Genomic DNA, 18,653 nt, shown 5'->3' with positions numbered 1-18,653 from the left:
CGGCCAGCAGCCGCCCCTCTTCGAGCCCGGAAAGCGTGGCATCGGCGACCGCGCGCGCCGAAACGCTGCCCATCGCATCCCCGGCGCGGACCCGCCCGCCGAGCGGCGCCGTGCTCAGTTGCAGCGTGCCGTTGATCGGCGCCCGGATCGTCGCGAGGGGGGCGTTGACATAGGCGTCGCCGCTCGAGCCAACGAGTTGCTCGCCTACGATCACGTAGAGCGAAAAGAGGATCGCGACGACCCCGAGGATCCTGAGGACGTATTTCACGCGGTTCTCCTTATATGCGACGACCACGTCGGCGATCGCCAACGCTCTCACCTGAAGGTGCTTCGCGGCAAGCGAGACCATAGTCCCGAAATAGCACTCTCCCGCAACCTAGCCAGCCCCTAAATAGCCTGCTGGCAGAATGCCTGCCGGAGTATGAGTGCCAGCCAGTAGAAAAAATCGCCCCGCTATTCCAGCGACTTCAGGTAGGCGATAACTGCCTCGGCCTGATCAGGGTCAAACTCAAATTCCGGCATGTCCGGGTGGCCACTCGATAGTCCTTCGACCAGCGCCTCGGCAAGGTCTCCTACGTCGTAGCGATGGTGAAGATCGCGAAATGCCGGCGCTTCCGCGTGCGGCCCCAAGTCCTCTGAACCTGTTGCATGACACGCACCGCAATAGGTCTCGACCAGCGCCTTGCCGGTGCGTGACGCAACTTGATCGGGCGTCTCGAGGCTTACGAGGTAAGCTACGACATCCTCGACCTCTGCTGGGTTTCTCAAACCGCGAAAGATCATGCGGCTGCCCGGCTCAAAGTGCCGCGGGCGTGCGATGAACTCGGCCAGCGTCTCGGCGGTCCAGACCAGGCCATTTTGACCTGCCTCACGCAAAGCCTCGCTATAGCTGAAATCCGGCAGGTCTCCCGCGCGCCGACCAAGCAGCTCATTCAATTGCGGCCCCTGACGGTTGCCGGCCCCCGGACCGATCTCGTGGCAGATAGCACATCGTGCGAAGACCTCGGCTCCCATCTCCACACTCTGGGCGAACGCGGGAGCACCCGACAGCATGATGACAAAGAGGCCAACCCAACGAACTGACGCCCCCATTGATGCTACAGGGCCACGCCAAGTGGCATCTCCAAATCTAGCAACTTTCCTGACAGTGACCTCCCACGACTCAGTAACGGATTTCCGCAACTTCAGATTATGCTCGCTCGCTTCCGCGTCCGAGGCAAGCTTGCTTCATAATCAATCTCGTGGAGGCCAGACGCGATTCCGCCGGGGAGCGCAATGTCAGAAGCATCAAATTCCGCAAGGCCCGACACCAGCTGAGCAAGCCGCAGAGCCCGCTGGCTAGAGTTGACAGTTTGTGCTTTCAAGTAGCGGGTTCTCAGACGTTGGCCCACGCCGGCATGAAGACCTCACAACTCGAGTGCCGCGCCTCAGTTTATAACCGCCATCGCCGGTGAAAAGGGATCACGTCAAGGCATTCACTACCTGTCGGTTGGCGTCGTGACGAACGAGCCCTGATGACTTCCAGCTCACCTACTAATCAGCTAGCCTTCCAACTGGCGGCACAGGGTCCCGCTTGCGTGCATGTCAGGAACTTGACCGGCCTCTCCCTGATCGATGCGCATTCAGGCCAGGGCTGCACCTTGGACCAACCCGAGGCCGTGATGTTGCCATCGCCGAAGAGGCTCTCGAGCGTCGAGTCAACAGTGATCTTGGGAGGGCGTCGTGAACAAGTTGCTCGAGACATCTTATGAGAAAAAGGGCACCGCGTCGCTGATGCGGCGAGCTCTCGATCTGATGCCCGATGGCGTGCTGATCATCGGGAGCAGCCGAGAGGTCCTCTACATGAACGAGGCCTTCGAGACGCTGTGGCGGATACCGCGGTCGGTTGTCCTGCAGGGCGACCAGGCAATGCTTGTTCACGTGCTCGAGCAACTCGACGACCCTGATGCCTTCATGCTCCTCGTCAACCGCCTCTATGGCTCGACAATTCCATCGGAAGATCAGCTCTCTTTCAAGGACGGCCGGTTATTCAATCGCCGCAGCGTTGCTTTGCCAGAGAATGACGGAGGGTATAGCCGTATTTGGATTTTCAGTGACATCACAGAGGCCTGGAGTGCGAGGGTGGACGCACTGACCGGTTTGTTGAACCGCCGGGCCTACGCTCAAGAATTGCCGGAATTCATGGCATCAGTGGGCGATCAAAGCATAAAGGCATTCGCACTTTTGGATGTAGACAACTTCAAGGCATACAATGACCAATACGGCCACGCCAAGGGCGACGCCGTTCTCGAGCGAATCGGCGAACTGCTTCGGTTTGCCCTCAAGCGGAGCACGGATAGAGCCTATCGTATTGGCGGGGAGGAGCTCGCCATGGCTTCTAGGCATCGCGACCGTATGTCGGCCGCCTCGTTCTACGAAGGAATGCTGACGAGTATCCGCGGCGCCAAGATCGAGCATAGAGGCAACCCCCCGCATGGCTGCATCACGGTGTCAATGGGACTGGGGCTGTTCGAGGGAGCGCGGGAACCGGAGCAGATCTTCGGCGAGGTTGATCGTGCCCTTTATAGAGCAAAGCGCCATGGGCGGAACAGAATGGAGTTCGCTCAGCTACCGGTCTCTTAGCCTTCTGGGGCATCGACATGTCCTGCCAGCGCATTCTCGCGAGCTTCGGGCTTTACCTGACGCCAGAGCGCGCACTCTGCACGTTCCGACGGCAGGCCCTACCGTCGCCTCATATCTTGAGAAGCTCGAGTTCGGATTCGGCGGCCGGACCTCGGTGGTTGCTGTCGCTGAGTAGTTGGTGAGCGGCGGCACCACGTCGAGCTCGTCCAATGTATTGGTGATGTCGATCCCGAAGGCTTGGCCGTGGCTCGAGTCAACGGTTAGCAGCACCAATAGCGTGGACACGGCGAGGCGCATGGGGATCTCCGTAGAAGCGATGGTAGATATTAGTCAATGCTGACTTATCCACTCGATCCGAGCAGGAGGTTCACCTCGAGGACGGAGCCGGCAGGAGTTCGGCGCCGCACTCGACGCAGAATTTCGCAGACGCAGGGCGGTCGGCATCGCATTGAGGGCAGTGCGGCGTGGTAGCAGCCCGGGGCAGGGGTTCGGGCTCCGCACGGATCCTGATGTCCTTGAACCTCTCCCTCCGCTCCTCATGAGCGCGGCGCCGGAGCTGTTCCTTTCTGTCCGCCTCCCCCCAGAGAATGATGCCACCGATTATGACCACAAGCCCCAGTCCGACGAAGGTGAGCATGAACTGGATGAACCCGTTCTGCCAGTCGATGTAGAGCAGAGCGGCGGGAATCCCGAAGACCGCAAGTGGTCCCCAGATGATGACGGCGAGAAGTATGATCAGGACTGCAGGCATCTCGGCCCTCTGATTTTGTCGGCGGGATGGACGCGAGCAACGACAGTAGTCAACCGGGTAGAGATCCCTGTTGCCAAGCGGCCGTGATCATCCCAGAACTGTTCGATCACGAGGGAGACCTTCATGGCTCGCAATCACTACGCCGAGATCAAGGTCAACGGAGCTTGGGAGCCGATCGACGTCGAAGACGCGCTCGGGGGTCGCCCGGGTGAGCTCATGCGCTGTCCCGAGTGCCACGGCCGGGTCTTTCCGCACTCCGAATACTCGGACGGAGCGAAGCGCATTTTGCGCATCAGCGCGCGCACAAAGGATGCAGTCGGTCAAACCCCCAGTTGGGCGCGAAGACCCGTCACCCCCTTGCTCTCAGCTGATCTTGAATAGGAAATGCAATGCTGACGGGCCTGACCATCATCGCTCTCGCACTTGCCGCCGCTCCTCAGGTGGCTGCCCAGGAACTGCGCTGCTCGCTAGAGGGAAATCCTACCATCATGATCATTAGCTTGGACAAGGACTGGAGGCCGGTATTCGGGTCATCGACCGGCGGTGTGGGCCGGCCGGAAATCTTCAGCTACCACCACACGGAGCTACCCGGCATCTCGAGCCCTGGGATCACGACAGCTCATATTGCTGGGTGGGGTGAAGAGGTCCCGACGTTTTGGGTGCTAGACTGGTCGAGGGCGAATGTCACGATGATCGGAACACGGTTGGACACGGGCATCGTCGAGAATAGCCAGCAGATCAGGTGTCAGCGCACCGACTGACGGATAGAGGTGGATAGGATGCCCGGCCTACTTCGAGCGGGCGTTGTTCACGAGCTTTCCCTCAGCGCTGATGAAAATGGCAAGATGCACGAGAATGAGCAAGGCCACCCAGCCGATCACCGTCACACCGAGGACTGCGTTCAAGAGCAGGTAGAGCCACTTGTTCGGATGATCTTTCCGGAAAGTAATGATCGTAGGGACAAAATACAGGCCAAGGATGATGGCGCCGAAGCCGATTCTGAGCAGTGATCCTCCAAAGCGCTCCGTCGGGTTGGGCAATGCCTGAGCGAATGCCGGTGAGGCGGTCCCCATATGGCTGCTGAAAATCCATGGCAGGGTTTCAAGTTATAGCTCCAGTGCATTTCGAGCCATCAGAGGATGCTGAGCGCTGCGGAACGTCAAGTCGGTGGATGGGCAAGTCAGTCATAGAGGTGGATAGGACGCCGGAGAGTCGGGGCCACTGGCGGCATCCCCTTGCCGACCGGTCACTCTCTAGGACTTCGTATCCTTCTTCCGCAGGCGGTATTGGCGGCTCCGCTCTGCAGCGAGCGATCGATCATGAGCTTGGCGCTCTGCATCTGACATGGATGTGCAGTCAGTGTAGCTGCGCACTGTCTCTGCAGACTTTCCTCGGCGACGACGCTGTCCCTCGCGGTGCTCCCGTCGCTTCAAATCCGCCAGTTTCTCCAAGGCCTCTGGCGTCGTCGCACAGAACCGGCGCCGCGGCCTTACGTCAATGCCAAGCTGCTTCTTTTCGAATGCATAAATCTCTCGCTCCCCGGCACGTGTTCGGCGTCGCCAGTTCTCCCGAACCTGCGAGCGATTCAGGGCAAACTCACTGGCCAACTTCGAACGGAAGTGGTCGAGCGCAGCTCTCAGGGTGGGATGAAGAACTCGTTTGCTCGCGACGGGTTCGACCTCAGAGGCTGTCGCAGCGCTCTCCTCAACGACTTTTGCGGCTACGACTGGCGCTGTTATCTGATCGAGAAGAGCCTCAAGTTCATCATCGTCGAAGGGGATATGTTGCATTTTTTTGTCCGCGGTTCCCACACGCACTGTTATAGCGTTTGGACGAAGGGATTTCAGTAGCAGCGCCTCATGTGCTCCTTGGCATGTTTACGAGGTTACCGTTCGAACCGCGACCGCGATCCATGTCCGGACCGTCACGTATTGTGAGCGCTGTCCATACATATGTTTATTTAATTTATATTAGATAATTTACATGCCGAAGTTTACTAACAAATCGTGACGCATCGGAGTCGTGCGGCACCGATACTAACTCGGCCTGTCCGGCATATAATTACCGCCGGCTCGGACCATGAGGTGGTCCAGGCCGCCAACCTTCTTCAAATTCCCCGCCCGCGGCTACCCGTTCTTCCGGCAGCGCGTAATTCCGCCTCGGTCGCTACTCAGCGCCTTTAGGGCAGCACGCACTATTGCAGCGAGCCTTGGGCTTCCCGGCCCTGGATCCCAAGGTTTCTCCCGGTTCCCCAGCTGGGTCTGCGCGCGTTGGTTCCCACGGGTTGCAGCGGCGAGCCAATGCCTCGTTCCGAGACACGGCAGCAGAGCGAGAAGGATCGGCAGCAGGTGGATGGTGGCGTAGTCATGCGAGACGCGTCAGGACCGCAGTGGCGCTTTCCTCACCCCCCACACAATCACCCTCTCATCACCCATCGCTCATACCTCCACCGGGACACTTCCTCGAGCATCAGTTCACACTCACCGGTTCACGCCTGTAACGCCTCTACCTCATCTGTGCCTCATGCTTCTCCAAGACAACCTGGGCGACCAGACCCTGCGCGAGTTCCAGGGGTTCCAGCCGCCCGGCGCTGCGAACCGCTTCACCGACACATACATCGTCCAGCATCTGCACTCGCACCGGATTGACCCCGACGCGAAGGTCGTGATCACCACGATCCAGCGCCTCTATTCCATGCTCAGGGGGCAGGAACTTTCCGAGGAAGAGGAAGAGGCGTCCGGCTTCGAGAAGTGGCAGGGCGAGGACGGCGAGCCTCTGCCGCTGGCCTACAATCCCGACATCCCCATCGAGACATTCGACTTCATCGTCACCGACGAATGCCACCGCTCGATCTATGGGCTCTGGCGGCAGGTGCTGGAATATTTCGACGCCTCGATCATCGGGCTCACCGCGACCCCGTCCAAGCACACGCTGGGCTTCTTTAACCAGAACCTGGTCGCCGAATACCCCTATGAACGCTCCGTCGCCGACGGCGTGAATGTCGGCTATGAAATCTACCGCATTCGCACCCGTGTCACCGAGGAAGGCGGCAAGGTCGAAACCGACGAGACCGGCTTCCAGGTCCCCGTGCGTGACAAGCGCACCCGCAAGGTCCGCTATGAACAGCTCGACGCCGATCTGGAATACACCGCCAAGGAACTCGACTGCTCCGTGGTGAACCCGAACCAGATCAGGACCGTCCTGCAGACCTACAAGGACCGGGTCTTCACCGAGCTGTTCCCAGACCGCACCGGCGACTGGCTGCCCAAGACTCTGATCTTCGCCAAGGACGACAACCACGCCGAAGAAATCGTCCATGCCGTCCGCGAGGTCTTCGGCGAGGGCAACGACTTCGCCAAGAAGATCACCTATCGCAACACCGGCGAAGACCCGAAGTCGATGATCAAGGCGTTCCGGGTCGACCCCTTTCCCCGCGTCGCCGTCACCGTCGACATGATCGCCACCGGAACCGACATCAAGCCGGTCGAAGTGCTGATCTTCATGCGCGACGTGAAATCCGAAGGCTATTACGAGCAGATGAAGGGGCGCGGGGTGCGCACCATCCCCGACGCCGACCTGCAGGCCGTCACGCCCGATGCCAAGACCAAGACCCGCTTCATCCTGATCGACGCCGTCGGCGTGTCCGAGACCAAGAAGAACGCCTCCCAGCCCCTGGAGCGCAAGAAGTCCCTCAGCTTCGACGCCCTGATCGAACAGATCGCCATGGGAAGGCGCGACGAGGACGCGCTGTCTTCGCTCGCTGCGCGCCTCGCCATTCTCGACCGCAAGCTGGGCGATGAGGACCGCGCCCGCATTGCCGAGGCTACGGGGGGCAAGACCCCGCGCGATTTGGCGAATGACCTGCTCGATGCCATCGACGCCGACAAGCAACAGGCCGCCATCGAGGCCCGCCACGGTCCCGCGCCTACGCCAGAGCAGGAACAGGCCGTGATCGAAGAACTGACCGACACCGCCTGCCGCCCCTTCGACAACCCCGCCGCCCGCAATCTGCTGAAGGACATCAAGCAGAAGACCGACATCGTGATCGATGAGATCACTACCGATGAACTCACCGGCGCGGGCTTCGACATGAAGCGGGCCGAGGAAACAATCACCAGCTTCCGCACATTCATCGACGAGAACTGCGACGAGCTGACGGCGCTTCAGATTCTCTACAACCAGCCGCAGGGGCGGCAACGGCTGACCTATGCCGCGATCCGCGAACTGGTGCAGCGCCTGACCGACCCGCCCCACTACCTGACCACCGCGAATGTCTGGCAGGCTTACAAGCGGCTCGACGCCGCCCGCGTGCGCGGCGCGCCGGTGGACGAGCAACTGACCGAGGTGGTCAGCCTGGTCCGCTTCGCGCTGGGGCAGACCGAGGTGCTGGAGCCCTTCGGCGCGGTCGTCGAGCAGCGCTTCAACCTGTGGTTGGGGCGCCAAAAGCGGGCCGGGCGCAGCTACACGCCGGAACAGGAGGACTGGCTGCGCGCCATCGCGTCCTTCATTGCCGCCAATGCCGAGATCGCCCCGCGTGATTTCATGGAAGTGCCGAGCCTCGCCGACAGGGGTGGGATATTGCAGGCGCGCAGGGTATTGGGTCCGGGGCTGAACGACATGCTTGAAGAATTGCAGGGGGCGCTGGTTGCTTGATGGAATCGAAGGTCCCTGAAACATGGGAAAAAACAACATTCGGGCAGGTCTCTGAAGCCAGGATGGGAAAAACCATTCTGTCTAAGGAGCTGACCGAAGAAGGGTTGCCTGTCTTTAGTGCGGCAACCGAAAATGAGGTTTGGGGATACACCAGTGATGAAAGTGTTTTTTTCGAGCGAGGGACAATAATTATCTCCGCACGCGGCACAATTGGCGCGGCCAAAATCCCGAGGTTCGAGAGATTTGTCAGCACACAGACAACGATAGCCGCAACTCCAGCAACCGAATTGGACACCAAGTATGTTGCCTTTCAATTGTCTTGCGTGGACTGGACCAAATACACTTCAACAACTGCGATCCCGATGCTGACCATATCGGCATTGTCCAAACTGCCAATTATTCTCGCCCCCATCAACGAACAGCGCCGCATCGTCGAGAAGATCGAGACGCTGTTCGCCCGGCTGGACAAGGGCGAAGAGGCTCTGCGCGACGTGCAGAAACTTCTCGCCCGCTATCGCCAGTCCGTCCTGAAGGCCGCCGTCACCGGCCAGCTCACCGCCGACTGGCGCGCCGAGAACGCCCACCGCCTGGAGCACGGACGCGACCTGCTCGCCCGCATCCTGCAAACCCGCCGCGAAACTTGGGACGGCCGGGGCAAATACCAGGAACCCGCCGCCCCCGAGACCACGGAGCTGCCAGAACTGCCGAAAGGTTGGGTTTGGGCTTCGGTGGAGCAGTTAGCGAATGTCATGGGCGGCGTAACGAAGAACAAAAAACGGCAAGAAATGCCGCTTCGTAAGCCGATGCTTCGGGTCGCTAACGTCTATCAAAACCGGCTTGAACTCGAAGACATTCATCAAACTAGCATCACAGAAGCCGAAAGCGCTCGCGTCCTCTTGGAAGAATTGGACCTTCTGGTGGTTGAGGGCAACGGCAGCAAGGATCAAATCGGCCGCATGGCGGTCTGGAGAAATGAAATCCCCGACGCGGTCCATCAGAACCACTTAATCAAGGTTCGAATGATCGAAAAAGGGCTCGTCGAGTTTGCTCTGTGGTGGTTTCAATCTCCTAATGGTCGCCAGAACATCGAGAAAGTCGCTTCTTCAACCTCCGGTCTCTATACGTTGAGTATCAGCAAGATTGAGGCGTTGGTCGTCCCAGTGCCGAGTCTGTCTGAGATCGACGAGATCAATGAGTTGGTTGACGAGGCATTTTCAAAGATTTCTCATCTCGAAATCTGGTGCCAAACCGAACTTGCCCGCTCCACCGCCCTGCGCCAGTCCATCCTGAAGGACGCCTTCGCAGGCCGCCTCGTCCCTCAGGATCCCGCCGACGAACCCGCCGCCGCCCTACTCGCGCGGATCAAGGAAACCCACGCCGCCGCGGCGGGAAGAACAAGACGAAGGATCCGCACATGAGCAACGAACAGCTTGTCTCCAAGGTCTGGAACTATGCCCATGTTCTGCGTGACCAAGGGGTGTCCTATGGCGACTATATTGAGCAGATCACCTACCTCCTGTTCCTGAAGATGGACCAGGAGCGCGAAGACCTGCTAGGCGAGACATCGGCCATCCCGCCGCACTGGAGCTGGGCGCAGATCGCAAACCAGGACGGCGACGCGCTGGAGCTGCAGTATCGTCACACGCTGGAGGCGCTGGGCCGCGAAGGCGGGCTGATCGGCACGATCTTCCGCAAGGCACAGAACAAGCTGTCCGACCCGGCGAAGCTGAAGCGCGTCGTCAGCCTGATCGACAAGGAAGGCCCTTGGATCGGGCTGCAGGTCGATGTGAAGGGCGAGATCTACGAAGGACTTCTGGAGCGCAACGCCTCCGAGGTGAAGTCGGGTGCCGGGCAGTATTTCACCCCGCGCCCGGTGATCGAAGCCATCGTCAAATGCGTCGACCCCCAGATCGGCGAGACGGTCTGTGACCCGGCGTGCGGCACGGGGGGGTTCCTGCTCGCGGCCTATGACCACATGAAGACCCAGACCCAGGACCGCGAGAAGCTGCGCGCCCTGCGCCATACCTCATTCACGGGCGTGGATATCGTGGACGAGGTGGTCCGCCTTTGCGCGATGAACCTCTATCTTCACGGCATCGGCAACGGAGGAAGCCCCGTGGTGCAAGGCGACGCGCTGGCGAACGATGGCGGAGGCCGCTTCAAGGTCGTGCTGACGAACCCGCCGTTCGGCAAGAAGTCGAGTTACAAGGTGGTCGGCGAGGACGGCACGGTCTCGACCGAGCGCGAGAACTACGAGCGCGAGGACTACGAGCGCGAGGACTTCAAGTTCACCACCTCGAACAAGCAGTTCAACTTCCTCCAGCACATCATGACGATCCTGGAGGCGAACGGCCGCGCAGGCGTCGTGTTGCCCGATAACGTGCTGTTCGAGGCTGGGCGGGCCGGTGAGGGCATCCGCAAGCGGCTTTTGGAAGGGTTCAACTTCCACACCCTTCTGCGCCTGCCGACGGGCATCTGGTATAGCCCCGGCGTGAAGGCGAACGTCCTGTTCTTCGACAAGCGCCCCGCCTCGCGCGAGGCCCAGACGAAGGCGCTCTGGGTCTATGACTATCGGACGAACGTCCATAAGACGTTGAAGACGAAGCGGCTGACCAACACCGACTTCGACGACTTCGTCCGCTGCTATTATGAACGCAAGGAAACCGAACGCTTCCGGCGCTTCAGCTACGAAGAACTCGCCCAACGGGACAAACTGAACCTGGACATCTTCTGGCTGAAGGACGACAGCCTCGAGGACATCGACAGCCTGCCGGCACCGGATGTGCTTTCGGCGGAGATCGTCGAAAACCTGGAGGCAGCCCTAGAGCAGTTCCGAAGCGTGAGTCAGGAGCTGGCAGGCGAGCAGGATTGATCTCCGCATCGCGGGTTCTCTTGTCCGTCACCGAACACACCACCACTCTTCACCATCCGGCAAGGTCCGGGGCAAGACCTTTATCGATCAGCATCTGACTGGCGGTGGTGTTGCCGATATGGAAGCGTGCCAATGTCCGCCGGCGCGAGGGGTTGTCGTAGCCGGGGCGCTCGATCGTCCAGTTGTAGGTGTTGAGACTCTCCATCAGCCGATCGCTCGCCCGGTGCGCCAGCTCGACCTCGGCACGGCCGCCAAAGATACTGGTCTGCGGCTCTGGCGTGTCACTGCCCTTGAGGCGGATCATCTCTCCGTCGACCCACAACGTGTCTCCGTCGACGATGCAGGTCTCCATCGCGCTCCGCTTCTGCCCAGGCACGCACTTCTCGAGCACAGGTTGCTGGGCGACAGCTGTGCTCGCGGTCAGTGCCCAGAGCACGAGCGGAACGATGGCGGTCTTTATGGATTTTCCTGATCGCTGGCAGGGTTGTCGGCGAAACCCTTGGCAGCAAGTGACCAAGGATTTATATTGCTTTATGGAGTGGGGACCGGACTTTCGCCCGACCTCCTTTTCCTAGCTGTTGAATATGACCCGGAGGGTGAGGCGCCAACCGCCCCTCCGGGTAATTCTTCATGGCAAGGCGAACCTGGATTATCGTCGGAGAACGTTGGGCAACGTCTTAGGCGCCAGCCTCGTCATCGTGGTCCGACCCCCTGGTCCTAAAGCGATCTGAAAAAAGCTGGCGCAACCGTTGTGTGCGCCACAAGGTGGGCGCAGGGTCGGAGTATCCTGAGGACATCCTGATTACGTCGAGCCAGAACATCTCGTTGGGGCTCAGGAGAACAGGTCCCAATGTTCGCGACTGACGGCTCATTTTCCAAAGATCCCTAAAATGGCCGTGCGTCCCCGGCGCGTGAGCGGCGGGTCTAAATGATCAGACGCTACACGAATGGCCTCGATCCAACCCAGCTCATTGTGCGTGACGATGGGTCCGAAGACCTCAAGAAGTGCCCGAGCGGTCGTGTCACCGACTGCTTGCTCGAGGGCGAGTTGAAGCAGACGCGCGGGATCCACGTCTAGAGCCTTCGCAAGGGCCGGAACGCGATCCAGCGGGAGCTTGGCATCGCCGAGCTTGATCATCGCCAGCATATTGGGGCTGGTAAAGCCTGCAGCGGCAGCGATCTCCGCCTGGGTCTTTACAGGCTTTAACTCCAAAATGCGTCTCTCCAGAAACTGCGTAAGGGGCGTGTCGGCGAACTTCTTCACGGCCATCCGGGTCTCGCTTTCATCGATTTGTTGATCACGCTTGATCTATAGCGAGACGTAATTGGGGACACGTCGTGCATCCCCCCGGCGTCAACGTCTTCTGACGACCCCACCTCAGCACCACGGCACAGCGTTTGAGGGACGACCCTCCTGCAAGCGTTTGCGAGAGCGCTATAATAGAGACGCAGGAGAACTCGCACCTATGATCATCGAACTCATTCATGCCCTCCCGACTTCAGAACGCCGCGTATTGAACCGCAAGGAAGCCGCGAGCTACGTCGGCGTTAGCGTGGCGTATTTTAGCCAGCTGGTGCGCGATAAACAGCTACCAGCATCGCTACCCCTTGGAAGTGTTCAGCGCTGGGACCGTGCTGCGCTGGACGCCGCGATCGACCAGCTTAGTGGGTTAGATGTCAAAGAAGAGACTCCTCGGAGCGCATACGATATTTGGAGGCAGAAGCGCGGTGAGAACTAGACTTCGTGGGATCAATACAGTTCGCAAGACGCTAAGTGACGGCTCAACCGCCACCTACTATTATCACCGCGCAACCGGGCGGAGGATTCAGGGCGAGCCAGCAACTCCTGCATTTCTATTATCCTACGCAGAAGCAGAAAAGCTCTCGCGGGAACGCCTCAATGGGACCTTCAATGGTCTCATCCGGGCCTATACCCTTTCGCCGGAATTCGCCAAGCGTGCGTCCAGCACGCAGAAGGAATATCGTCGCATGTTGACCAAAGCCGAGGCGGCGTTCGGTGACATGCCTATCGCGGCACTCGAGGACCCCCGTGTCCGCCAAGATTTTTTGAGTTGGCGCGCCAAGGTTGCGCGAGACTCCGGCGAGCGTGAAGCGGATAACCGCCTGACGGTCATCTCGGCGATGCTCAGTTGGGCGATAGAAAACGGACGAATTTTCCGCAACAATGTCTCGGGCTTCAAGCGACTCCACAAGAGCAATCGATCGGACATGATTTGGCTGCCCGAGCACGTCGCTGCATTCATGAAAGTTGCGCCGATCGAGATGCAACGCGCTCTGATCCTGGCACTCCATACCGGTCAGCGCCAAGGAGATCTACTGCGCCTGACCTGGCCCAACTATGACGGCCAGTTTGTCACCCTGAAACAAGGGAAGGGAGGGCGGCAAGTCAGCATCCCCTGCACCGCGGCGCTACGAGGGATGCTCGACAACATGGATCGCTCCTCTGTGGTCATCTTGAGCACCAAAACCGGGCTCTCTTACAAGTCGGACTACTTCAAAGCGAGGTGGGCCGATGCCAGCAAGGCCGCAGGGATTGAGGGCCTCCATTTCCATGACCTTCGGGGCACCGCCGTTACCATGCTGGCTGAGGCTGGCTGCACACATATGGAGATCGCCTCCATCACCGGGCATTCGCTAAAATCGGTGGCAACCATTCTCGATCGCTACCTGGCTCGAACGAGAACACTGGCCACCGGGGCGATGACCAAATTCGAGAACGCAAAGAGCACAGAATTTGCAAACCGCCTGCAAACCGAAGACCGTCCGGCGCCACGTGCGAACAAAAAGGTCTAAAAATTTCAGTAAGTTGAATGGCGCGCCCGAAAGGATTCGAACCTCTGACCCCCAGATTCGTAGTCTGGTGCTCTATCCAGCTGAGCTACGGGCGCGCGGCCGGGTGGGACCCGGCGGGGCTTGCGGAGGGCCCGTGGGGCGCTCTCTGCAGGCGGGGGAAGCCATACATGGGCTTGCCGGCCATTGCAAGCGCCGACCGGCCTGCACCGCGCAAAAGATGATGGTTTTGTGAAGCTTGCAGCATGGGCTTCCTGCTTCACGCGGGCTGGGGCAGCGAGACCTCGAAACGCGTGCCCGGTTCGAGCGGGATATAGGCGAGTTTGCCGCCATGCCCCTCGGCGAGTTCACGGGCGATCGCGAGCCCGAGCCCCGTGCCGCCCGCTCGCGCCGACCCCTCGAACGCGACGAAAAGGTTCTCCCGCGCGCGCGGAGGCAGGCCGGGGCCGTTATCGACCACTCCGATCACCGCCATATTGCCTTCGAGCGCGAAATCGACGCTGACGCGCGGCGCTTCGACCCGGCCGGCTGCCGCCTCCATCGCCTCGCGCGCATTCTTGAGCAGGTTGAGGAAGATGCGCGCAGCCTGGTCCGGATCGGCGCTGATCGTCGTCGTGTCGGGCACGCCATTGGAAAACGCGATGCCCGGATGCCCCACGAGGCCGGCATCGAATGCGGCGTCCTCGATCAGGGTCCGCAGCGGCAGGGGCGCAAGCCGCGGGGGCGCCACGGACTGGCGGCCATAATCGAGCACGGACTGGGCAAAGCCGATCGCCTTGTCGATGGAGAGGACCAGCCTCGGCGCGAGCCGCTGCACCTTCGGATCGTCGAGCGTCGCCACCTGGTCCGAAAGCAGCTGCGCGGAGGTCAGCGTATTGCGCAGATCGTGGTTGATCTTGGCCACGGCGAGCCCGAGATCGGCAAGGTGGCGGCGCTGGCGCAGCATGGAAAAAAGATCGGTCTCCATCGCCGCCAGTTCCTGCTCCATCACCCCGATCTCGTCGCGGCGGCGCGCCTGCGGAGAAATGATCAGGCTTGCATTCTCGGGCGCCTGGCGAAAGGCGATCATGTTGTTGGTCAGCCGCCGTACCGGCGAGATGAAGATGACGCTGACGAAGACGTAGAGGACGATCGCTGTCATCAGGGCGACGATCAGCGAGAGAATCAGGATGTTGCGCGAATAGATGAGGAGCTCGGCGCGCAGGGGGGCCTCAGGCATCAGGACCTCGACCTGACTGACCTCGGCCCCCTCGACATTCTCGCCGACGATCCGCAGGGTCCGCTCGCCGCCGAACAGGAGGGTGTCGAGCGCGCCCCCGATCAGCGTCAGGGGATCACGCTGGCGCATGTCGGCGGTCACCGCCTCGCGCGGCACCGGTGCGTCAGCCAGTTCGATCAGCTGGCTCTGGCCTTCGCGCCGATAGACGATGGCGGTTGCGCCGGCGGAATTCAGCAGCCGGTCCGTGAGCGTGCGCGGAAGCGCCATCACGTCGGGCACCGCGTCGAGCACCCGCGCCGCGACCACGCCCACCCGCAGCCGGTCATCGAGCCAGGAGGCGCGGAAATTGGCGACGGAGGGGAGATAGATCGCGATTTCGACCAGAAGAATGACGACGACAATCGTCGTCATCAGTTTTGCCGACAGGCCCGAAAGGGGCCGGGCCGCGGGGCGATCGGTTTGCATGGTCATCGCCCATACCCTAGCGCAGTTCGCCGGGGATGCGCCACTGCTGCGCTGGAGGACGCCCTGTCGCAGCAATGCTCCCCGGAACGGGTGATCGACGCCGGCCCCATGCGGGCCGAAGGATTTCCTGCCGGCTCCGCGAGGAGCGGTCCAGCCCGGAGATCATCGTGAAGCTGCCCCCTGCCCTCCGCCCTCTCCTTGTGGCCTCTATCATCGCTATCGCCGGGCCGGCGGCGGCTGCGCCCGAAGATGACTACGTCACTTTCAAGACCGCGATGGCGATCGACGATGCGTGCGCCGCGCTCAAATATGTCGAGCGGTACGAAGTGCGCCGCGCCGCCTTCGAAGCGCTGGATGGCACGACGCAGCATCGGCTCAACGGCGATGGCCGCCTGCCTGACGACGAGTACGAAGCCTGGCTGGCAGGTCTCGATGCGCGCGCCGCTGCGCAGGCCCAGCAGGTGGGGTGCACCCAGGCCGCCCATCTTTTCATCGCCGCGGCCAAGGGGCGCGCCAATGAAAAGATCTTCCAGGGCCTGCTCTATGCCTTCCATTTCGCATCGCTTGATCCGAACGATCTCGACCATGTCGCGATGACGCCCGACCAGGTGGAGGCTGCGCAGCGCTACGATATCTACCTCCAGCAGCTTTATGGCGAGAATTTCCAGACCTTCGCCGCGCGGCAACGCGAATACGCCGCAAGCGAAATCCCCGATACCGGGCTTCTGGGCTCCGATTCCGATTTCGCGTTCGGATTTACCATGCTCGGATTGACGGAGCCCAACGTGATGAACGTCATCTTCGGGCTCCAGAGCACCGGGCGCTCCACCGTGAGCGCGGTGCAGTTCGAAGTGCTTGCGGAAACCCATGGCTATTTCGTGCGGCCCCTGGTGCTGCAGAACGACTGGCTGACGTCCCAGCTCACCCCGGCAAGCGGGGGTCCATCACTGCCAGTCATCGATGGACCCATCTGGCGTTCGCTGGAAGGACACGGCACCCTTCACTATGCCCTCGCCATTGGCCCCGAGGGCCGATTGCGGCTGATGACGTTTGGCCAGACTGCGCAGAGCGCGCTGGGCGATCCGACCGTGCGGCTCTACGTTCCCGATGCCCCCGCGGCCGAAGGCATGGCCTGGACCCGGTTCGACCAGCCCGACTGGCGCGACCAGACGACGGCTTTCGAGGCCACGCGCCTCTCCGAACCCTGCGTCGGCGGGCCCTGCTTCGAATTCCCCGCAGACGCGCTCTCGGCGTTCGTCGCATTGAGCGAAAACGAAGCGGCCGAGCTCTATATTTCAACGACGCCCAATAGCGAACCGCCCGCAATCGATGGCAGCTACCGGCCGCGCGTCATGAACAGCCTTGCATGGCAGCTTCTCAATGGTGGGCAATGACATGTCTTTCGCGCGGCGGGTTCTGGCGATCGGATTTGCGGGTCTCTGGACGTTGGCGGCGAGCAACGCGCCAACCCTCGCGCAGAGCGCGGTCGATGACTATGCGCGGCTCCGTGCGATCGAAGTCCATGACAATCATTGCCTCCTGATGCGCGCGACCGAACGCCGGGCGCTCGAGATCCTCGTCGACGATGCATACCGGCGCGCCGACGAGGAGGCCGGCTATTTCGAGGACGAAGCCGACATCATCGCCGATGGCGACGACGAGGACTGGGCCCTCGCCTATTTCGGCCATCTCGACGCGCTGCAGGCCCAGGCCGATGCGCTCGTGCCCGCCAGTTGCGAAGCCGATCCCTCCGGGCTCTACCAGAACGCGCAGATCGTTTCGGCCCGTCTCGCCTTCGGGCTCTTTCTCATCGCCAGCCATCGCGACGGCCTGCCGCCATCAGACCCTCTCTACAAACCTGTGCACGAAGAGGCACGGATCGCGATGGAAACCTATCTCGCCATTCTCCAACAGGTGTTCGGGCCCGAGAATTTCGCAATCCTGCAAAGGGAAGCGACCGAGCTTGCCGAGGGCGTGCTGCTCGATCATGCGACCGCCCAGCTCCCCCATGAGCGGTTCGAAAGCTGGCAGGAGAGCCTCGTCTCCGCAATTGCCCTCGAACGCGACATCGAGCTCGCGGGGTTCAGGGCCCGGGCGATCAACTATTATGGCGAAACCAAGCTCGTCCTGACCGACACGGCGGGCAAGATCCTCGGGCTCGGGCTCGAATGGCCGCGCCCCTATCTCATGGCTGACGGCAATGCGATCACCGGCTGGCTTGCGGCGACGCCCGACAAGCGCGTGATCCTGCATCTGCTCGATGCCGCGCTCCTCGACAACCCGCCCGTGCCGCATATCCTGCGGCAGGAAGAAAGGCTCCCCCCGGAGCTTCCGGCGGGCCTTGCGATGACGAGCGGACAATGGCGGGAAACGACACGCCTCTTCCCCGTGCGCCGGCTCGAGGTGACAGAATGCCTCATCGGCCCCTGCTTCGCGCTCGATCCGGAGATGATCGAGACGCTCGATCCCGCCGGAGCCTATGAGGTGGCGCTGGCTACCCCGGACGCCCCCGAGACGATCGGCGCGCCCGATCCGGCCAATCTGCGCTATCTCGGCATCATCCGCACGGCCCTAGAGACCATGCTGCCGCGCTATCAGTGATTGGCGAGCCGGTGAATTTCGGTCCGCAGCTGGTCGATGCCGGCGCCCGTTTCCGATGAGGTGACGAGAACCTCCGGATGCGCCGCCGGCCGCTTGGAAATGGCGGCTCGCGCCGCGGCAATCGCCTTTTCGAGGTCGCGCAGCGGCGGTTTGTCGGCCTTGGTGAGGACGATCTGGTAGCTGACCGCGGCGCCATCGAGCTCGTTCATAACAGTGAGGTCGTTCGCCTTCGGGCCATGCCGGGAATCAACGAGCACATAGACCCGGCGCAGCGTCGCGCGGCCGGTGAGGTAGGCATGAATGAGGCGCGTCCACGCCTCCACCTTGGGCTTTGGCGCCTGTGCGAAGCCGTAGCCGGGCATGTCGACGACCCTGAGCGGCGCGTCGGTCGCCTCAAAGATGTTGAGCTCCTGGGTGCGCCCGGGCGTGTTCGAGGTCCGGGCCAGGCGGGTCGCCCCGACCAGTGCGTTGATGAGCGAGGATTTCCCCACATTGGATCGGCCTGCAAAGGCGATTTCCACCCGGTCCATCGGGGGCAGATCGTCGATGCGCACGCAGCCCTTGATGAAGCTCCAGGGCCGCGCAAAGAGCAGCCGTGCCGCTTCGGGCAGTGCCGGGGTCTCGGGGGTGTTTTCGGTCTTGTCGCTCATCGGGCCTGC

17 protein-coding genes, 1 tRNA gene and 1 pseudogene are annotated in these 18,653 nt (G+C 61.4%); 9 read left to right on the top strand and 10 right to left on the bottom strand.

The window, feature by feature from the left end; translation table 11 throughout:
- Positions 1-310, bottom strand: a pseudogene (locus EMQ25_RS17795) (hypothetical protein); the annotation flags it as partial.
- A gap of 143 nt (positions 311-453) precedes the next feature.
- On the bottom strand, positions 454-1,014 hold the full coding sequence (locus EMQ25_RS18450; RefSeq protein ID WP_244606644.1) for a c-type cytochrome: 561 nt from the start codon (positions 1,012-1,014) through the stop codon (positions 454-456).
- A 708-nt stretch (positions 1,015-1,722) separates the two neighbouring features.
- Here EMQ25_RS18450 and EMQ25_RS17785 point away from each other — a divergent pair.
- Complete coding sequence (locus EMQ25_RS17785; RefSeq protein ID WP_127189956.1) at positions 1,723-2,622, top strand: GGDEF domain-containing protein; 900 nt, start codon at positions 1,723-1,725, stop codon at positions 2,620-2,622.
- Between the two features lie 367 nt (positions 2,623-2,989).
- On the opposite strand, the gene EMQ25_RS17780 is transcribed toward EMQ25_RS17785, so the two are convergent.
- The gene (locus tag EMQ25_RS17780) at positions 2,990-3,373 is read right to left on the bottom strand and encodes a zinc ribbon domain-containing protein (protein WP_127189955.1); all 384 of its coding nucleotides are present in this window, start codon (positions 3,371-3,373) and stop codon (positions 2,990-2,992) included.
- Positions 3,374-3,762: 389 nt separating this feature from the next.
- Here EMQ25_RS17780 and EMQ25_RS17775 point away from each other — a divergent pair, with 389 nt between their 5' ends.
- Positions 3,763-4,134 (top strand): hypothetical protein, encoded by a 372-nt coding sequence (locus EMQ25_RS17775; RefSeq protein ID WP_127189954.1) that lies wholly within the window; start codon positions 3,763-3,765, stop codon positions 4,132-4,134.
- Positions 4,135-4,161: 27 nt separating this feature from the next.
- Here EMQ25_RS17775 and EMQ25_RS17770 read toward each other — a convergent pair whose 3' ends face one another.
- Positions 4,162-4,446: a superinfection immunity protein gene (locus EMQ25_RS17770; protein WP_127189953.1), complete on the bottom strand. Its 285-nt coding sequence runs from the start codon at positions 4,444-4,446 to the stop codon at positions 4,162-4,164.
- A 180-nt stretch (positions 4,447-4,626) separates the two neighbouring features.
- Positions 4,627-5,163, bottom strand: a complete 537-nt coding sequence (locus tag EMQ25_RS17765; protein WP_127189952.1) for a hypothetical protein — start codon at positions 5,161-5,163, stop codon at positions 4,627-4,629.
- 733 nt (positions 5,164-5,896) lie between these two features.
- Here EMQ25_RS17765 and EMQ25_RS17760 point away from each other — a divergent pair.
- From EMQ25_RS17760 to EMQ25_RS17750, 3 genes are read left to right on the top strand one after another with little or no spacing between them, the layout of a single operon-like run.
- Positions 5,897-8,026, top strand: coding sequence for a type I restriction-modification enzyme R subunit C-terminal domain-containing protein (locus EMQ25_RS17760; protein ID WP_204570110.1), 2,130 nt, complete (start codon positions 5,897-5,899; stop codon positions 8,024-8,026).
- Entirely contained in the window at positions 8,026-9,444 is a 1,419-nt protein-coding gene (locus EMQ25_RS17755; RefSeq protein WP_127189951.1) for a restriction endonuclease subunit S, read from the top strand. The genes EMQ25_RS17760 and EMQ25_RS17755 overlap by 1 nt, the downstream gene beginning before the upstream one ends.
- Positions 9,441-10,898: a type I restriction-modification system subunit M gene (locus tag EMQ25_RS17750; RefSeq protein ID WP_127189950.1), complete on the top strand. Its 1,458-nt coding sequence runs from the start codon at positions 9,441-9,443 to the stop codon at positions 10,896-10,898. The genes EMQ25_RS17755 and EMQ25_RS17750 overlap by 4 nt, the downstream gene beginning before the upstream one ends.
- A 49-nt stretch (positions 10,899-10,947) precedes the next feature.
- On the opposite strand, the gene EMQ25_RS17745 is transcribed toward EMQ25_RS17750, so the two are convergent.
- Complete coding sequence (locus EMQ25_RS17745) at positions 10,948-11,250, bottom strand: thermonuclease family protein (RefSeq protein ID WP_127189949.1); 303 nt, start codon at positions 11,248-11,250, stop codon at positions 10,948-10,950.
- A gap of 516 nt (positions 11,251-11,766) precedes the next feature.
- Positions 11,767-12,168 carry a helix-turn-helix domain-containing protein gene (locus EMQ25_RS17735; RefSeq protein WP_127189947.1) on the bottom strand — a complete coding sequence of 134 codons (402 nt, stop codon included), beginning with the start codon at positions 12,166-12,168 and terminating at the stop codon, positions 11,767-11,769.
- Positions 12,169-12,364: 196 nt separating this feature from the next.
- Here EMQ25_RS17735 and EMQ25_RS18145 point away from each other — a divergent pair, with 196 nt between their 5' ends.
- Together EMQ25_RS18145 and EMQ25_RS17730 are read left to right on the top strand one after the other, a co-directional pair.
- Positions 12,365-12,637, top strand: coding sequence for a MerR family transcriptional regulator (locus EMQ25_RS18145; protein ID WP_158626139.1), 273 nt, complete (start codon positions 12,365-12,367; stop codon positions 12,635-12,637).
- Entirely contained in the window at positions 12,627-13,712 is a 1,086-nt protein-coding gene (locus EMQ25_RS17730; protein ID WP_244606643.1) for a tyrosine-type recombinase/integrase, read from the top strand. The genes EMQ25_RS18145 and EMQ25_RS17730 overlap by 11 nt, the downstream gene beginning before the upstream one ends.
- A gap of 18 nt (positions 13,713-13,730) precedes the next feature.
- Here the strand turns inward: EMQ25_RS17730 and EMQ25_RS17725 are convergent.
- Both EMQ25_RS17725 and EMQ25_RS17720 read right to left on the bottom strand, forming a co-directional pair.
- Positions 13,731-13,807: transfer RNA gene (locus tag EMQ25_RS17725), tRNA-Arg, on the bottom strand.
- A 161-nt stretch (positions 13,808-13,968) separates the two neighbouring features.
- On the bottom strand, positions 13,969-15,399 hold the full coding sequence (locus EMQ25_RS17720; RefSeq protein WP_127189945.1) for a sensor histidine kinase: 1,431 nt from the start codon (positions 15,397-15,399) through the stop codon (positions 13,969-13,971).
- A 161-nt stretch (positions 15,400-15,560) separates the two neighbouring features.
- On the opposite strand from EMQ25_RS17720, the gene EMQ25_RS17715 reads away from it, so the two are divergent.
- The gene (locus EMQ25_RS17715; protein ID WP_127189944.1) at positions 15,561-16,787 is read left to right on the top strand and encodes a hypothetical protein; all 1,227 of its coding nucleotides are present in this window, start codon (positions 15,561-15,563) and stop codon (positions 16,785-16,787) included.
- Position 16,788: 1 nt separating this feature from the next.
- Positions 16,789-17,994, top strand: a complete 1,206-nt coding sequence (locus EMQ25_RS17710) for a hypothetical protein (RefSeq protein ID WP_127189943.1) — start codon at positions 16,789-16,791, stop codon at positions 17,992-17,994.
- Here EMQ25_RS17710 and yihA read toward each other — a convergent pair.
- Complete coding sequence (yihA, locus tag EMQ25_RS17705) at positions 17,988-18,644, bottom strand: ribosome biogenesis GTP-binding protein YihA/YsxC (protein ID WP_127189942.1); 657 nt, start codon at positions 18,642-18,644, stop codon at positions 17,988-17,990. The two genes, EMQ25_RS17710 and yihA, sit on opposite strands and share 7 nt — an antisense overlap.
- Between the last annotated feature and the right edge of the window lie 9 nt (positions 18,645-18,653).

The sequence above is a fragment of the Arsenicitalea aurantiaca genome (genome assembly GCF_003994485.1).
Taxonomy (GTDB): domain Bacteria; phylum Pseudomonadota; class Alphaproteobacteria; order Rhizobiales; family Devosiaceae; genus Arsenicitalea; species Arsenicitalea aurantiaca.
Note: the sequence above shows the minus strand (reverse complement) of the source record. Positions and strands in the feature narration are given on the sequence as shown.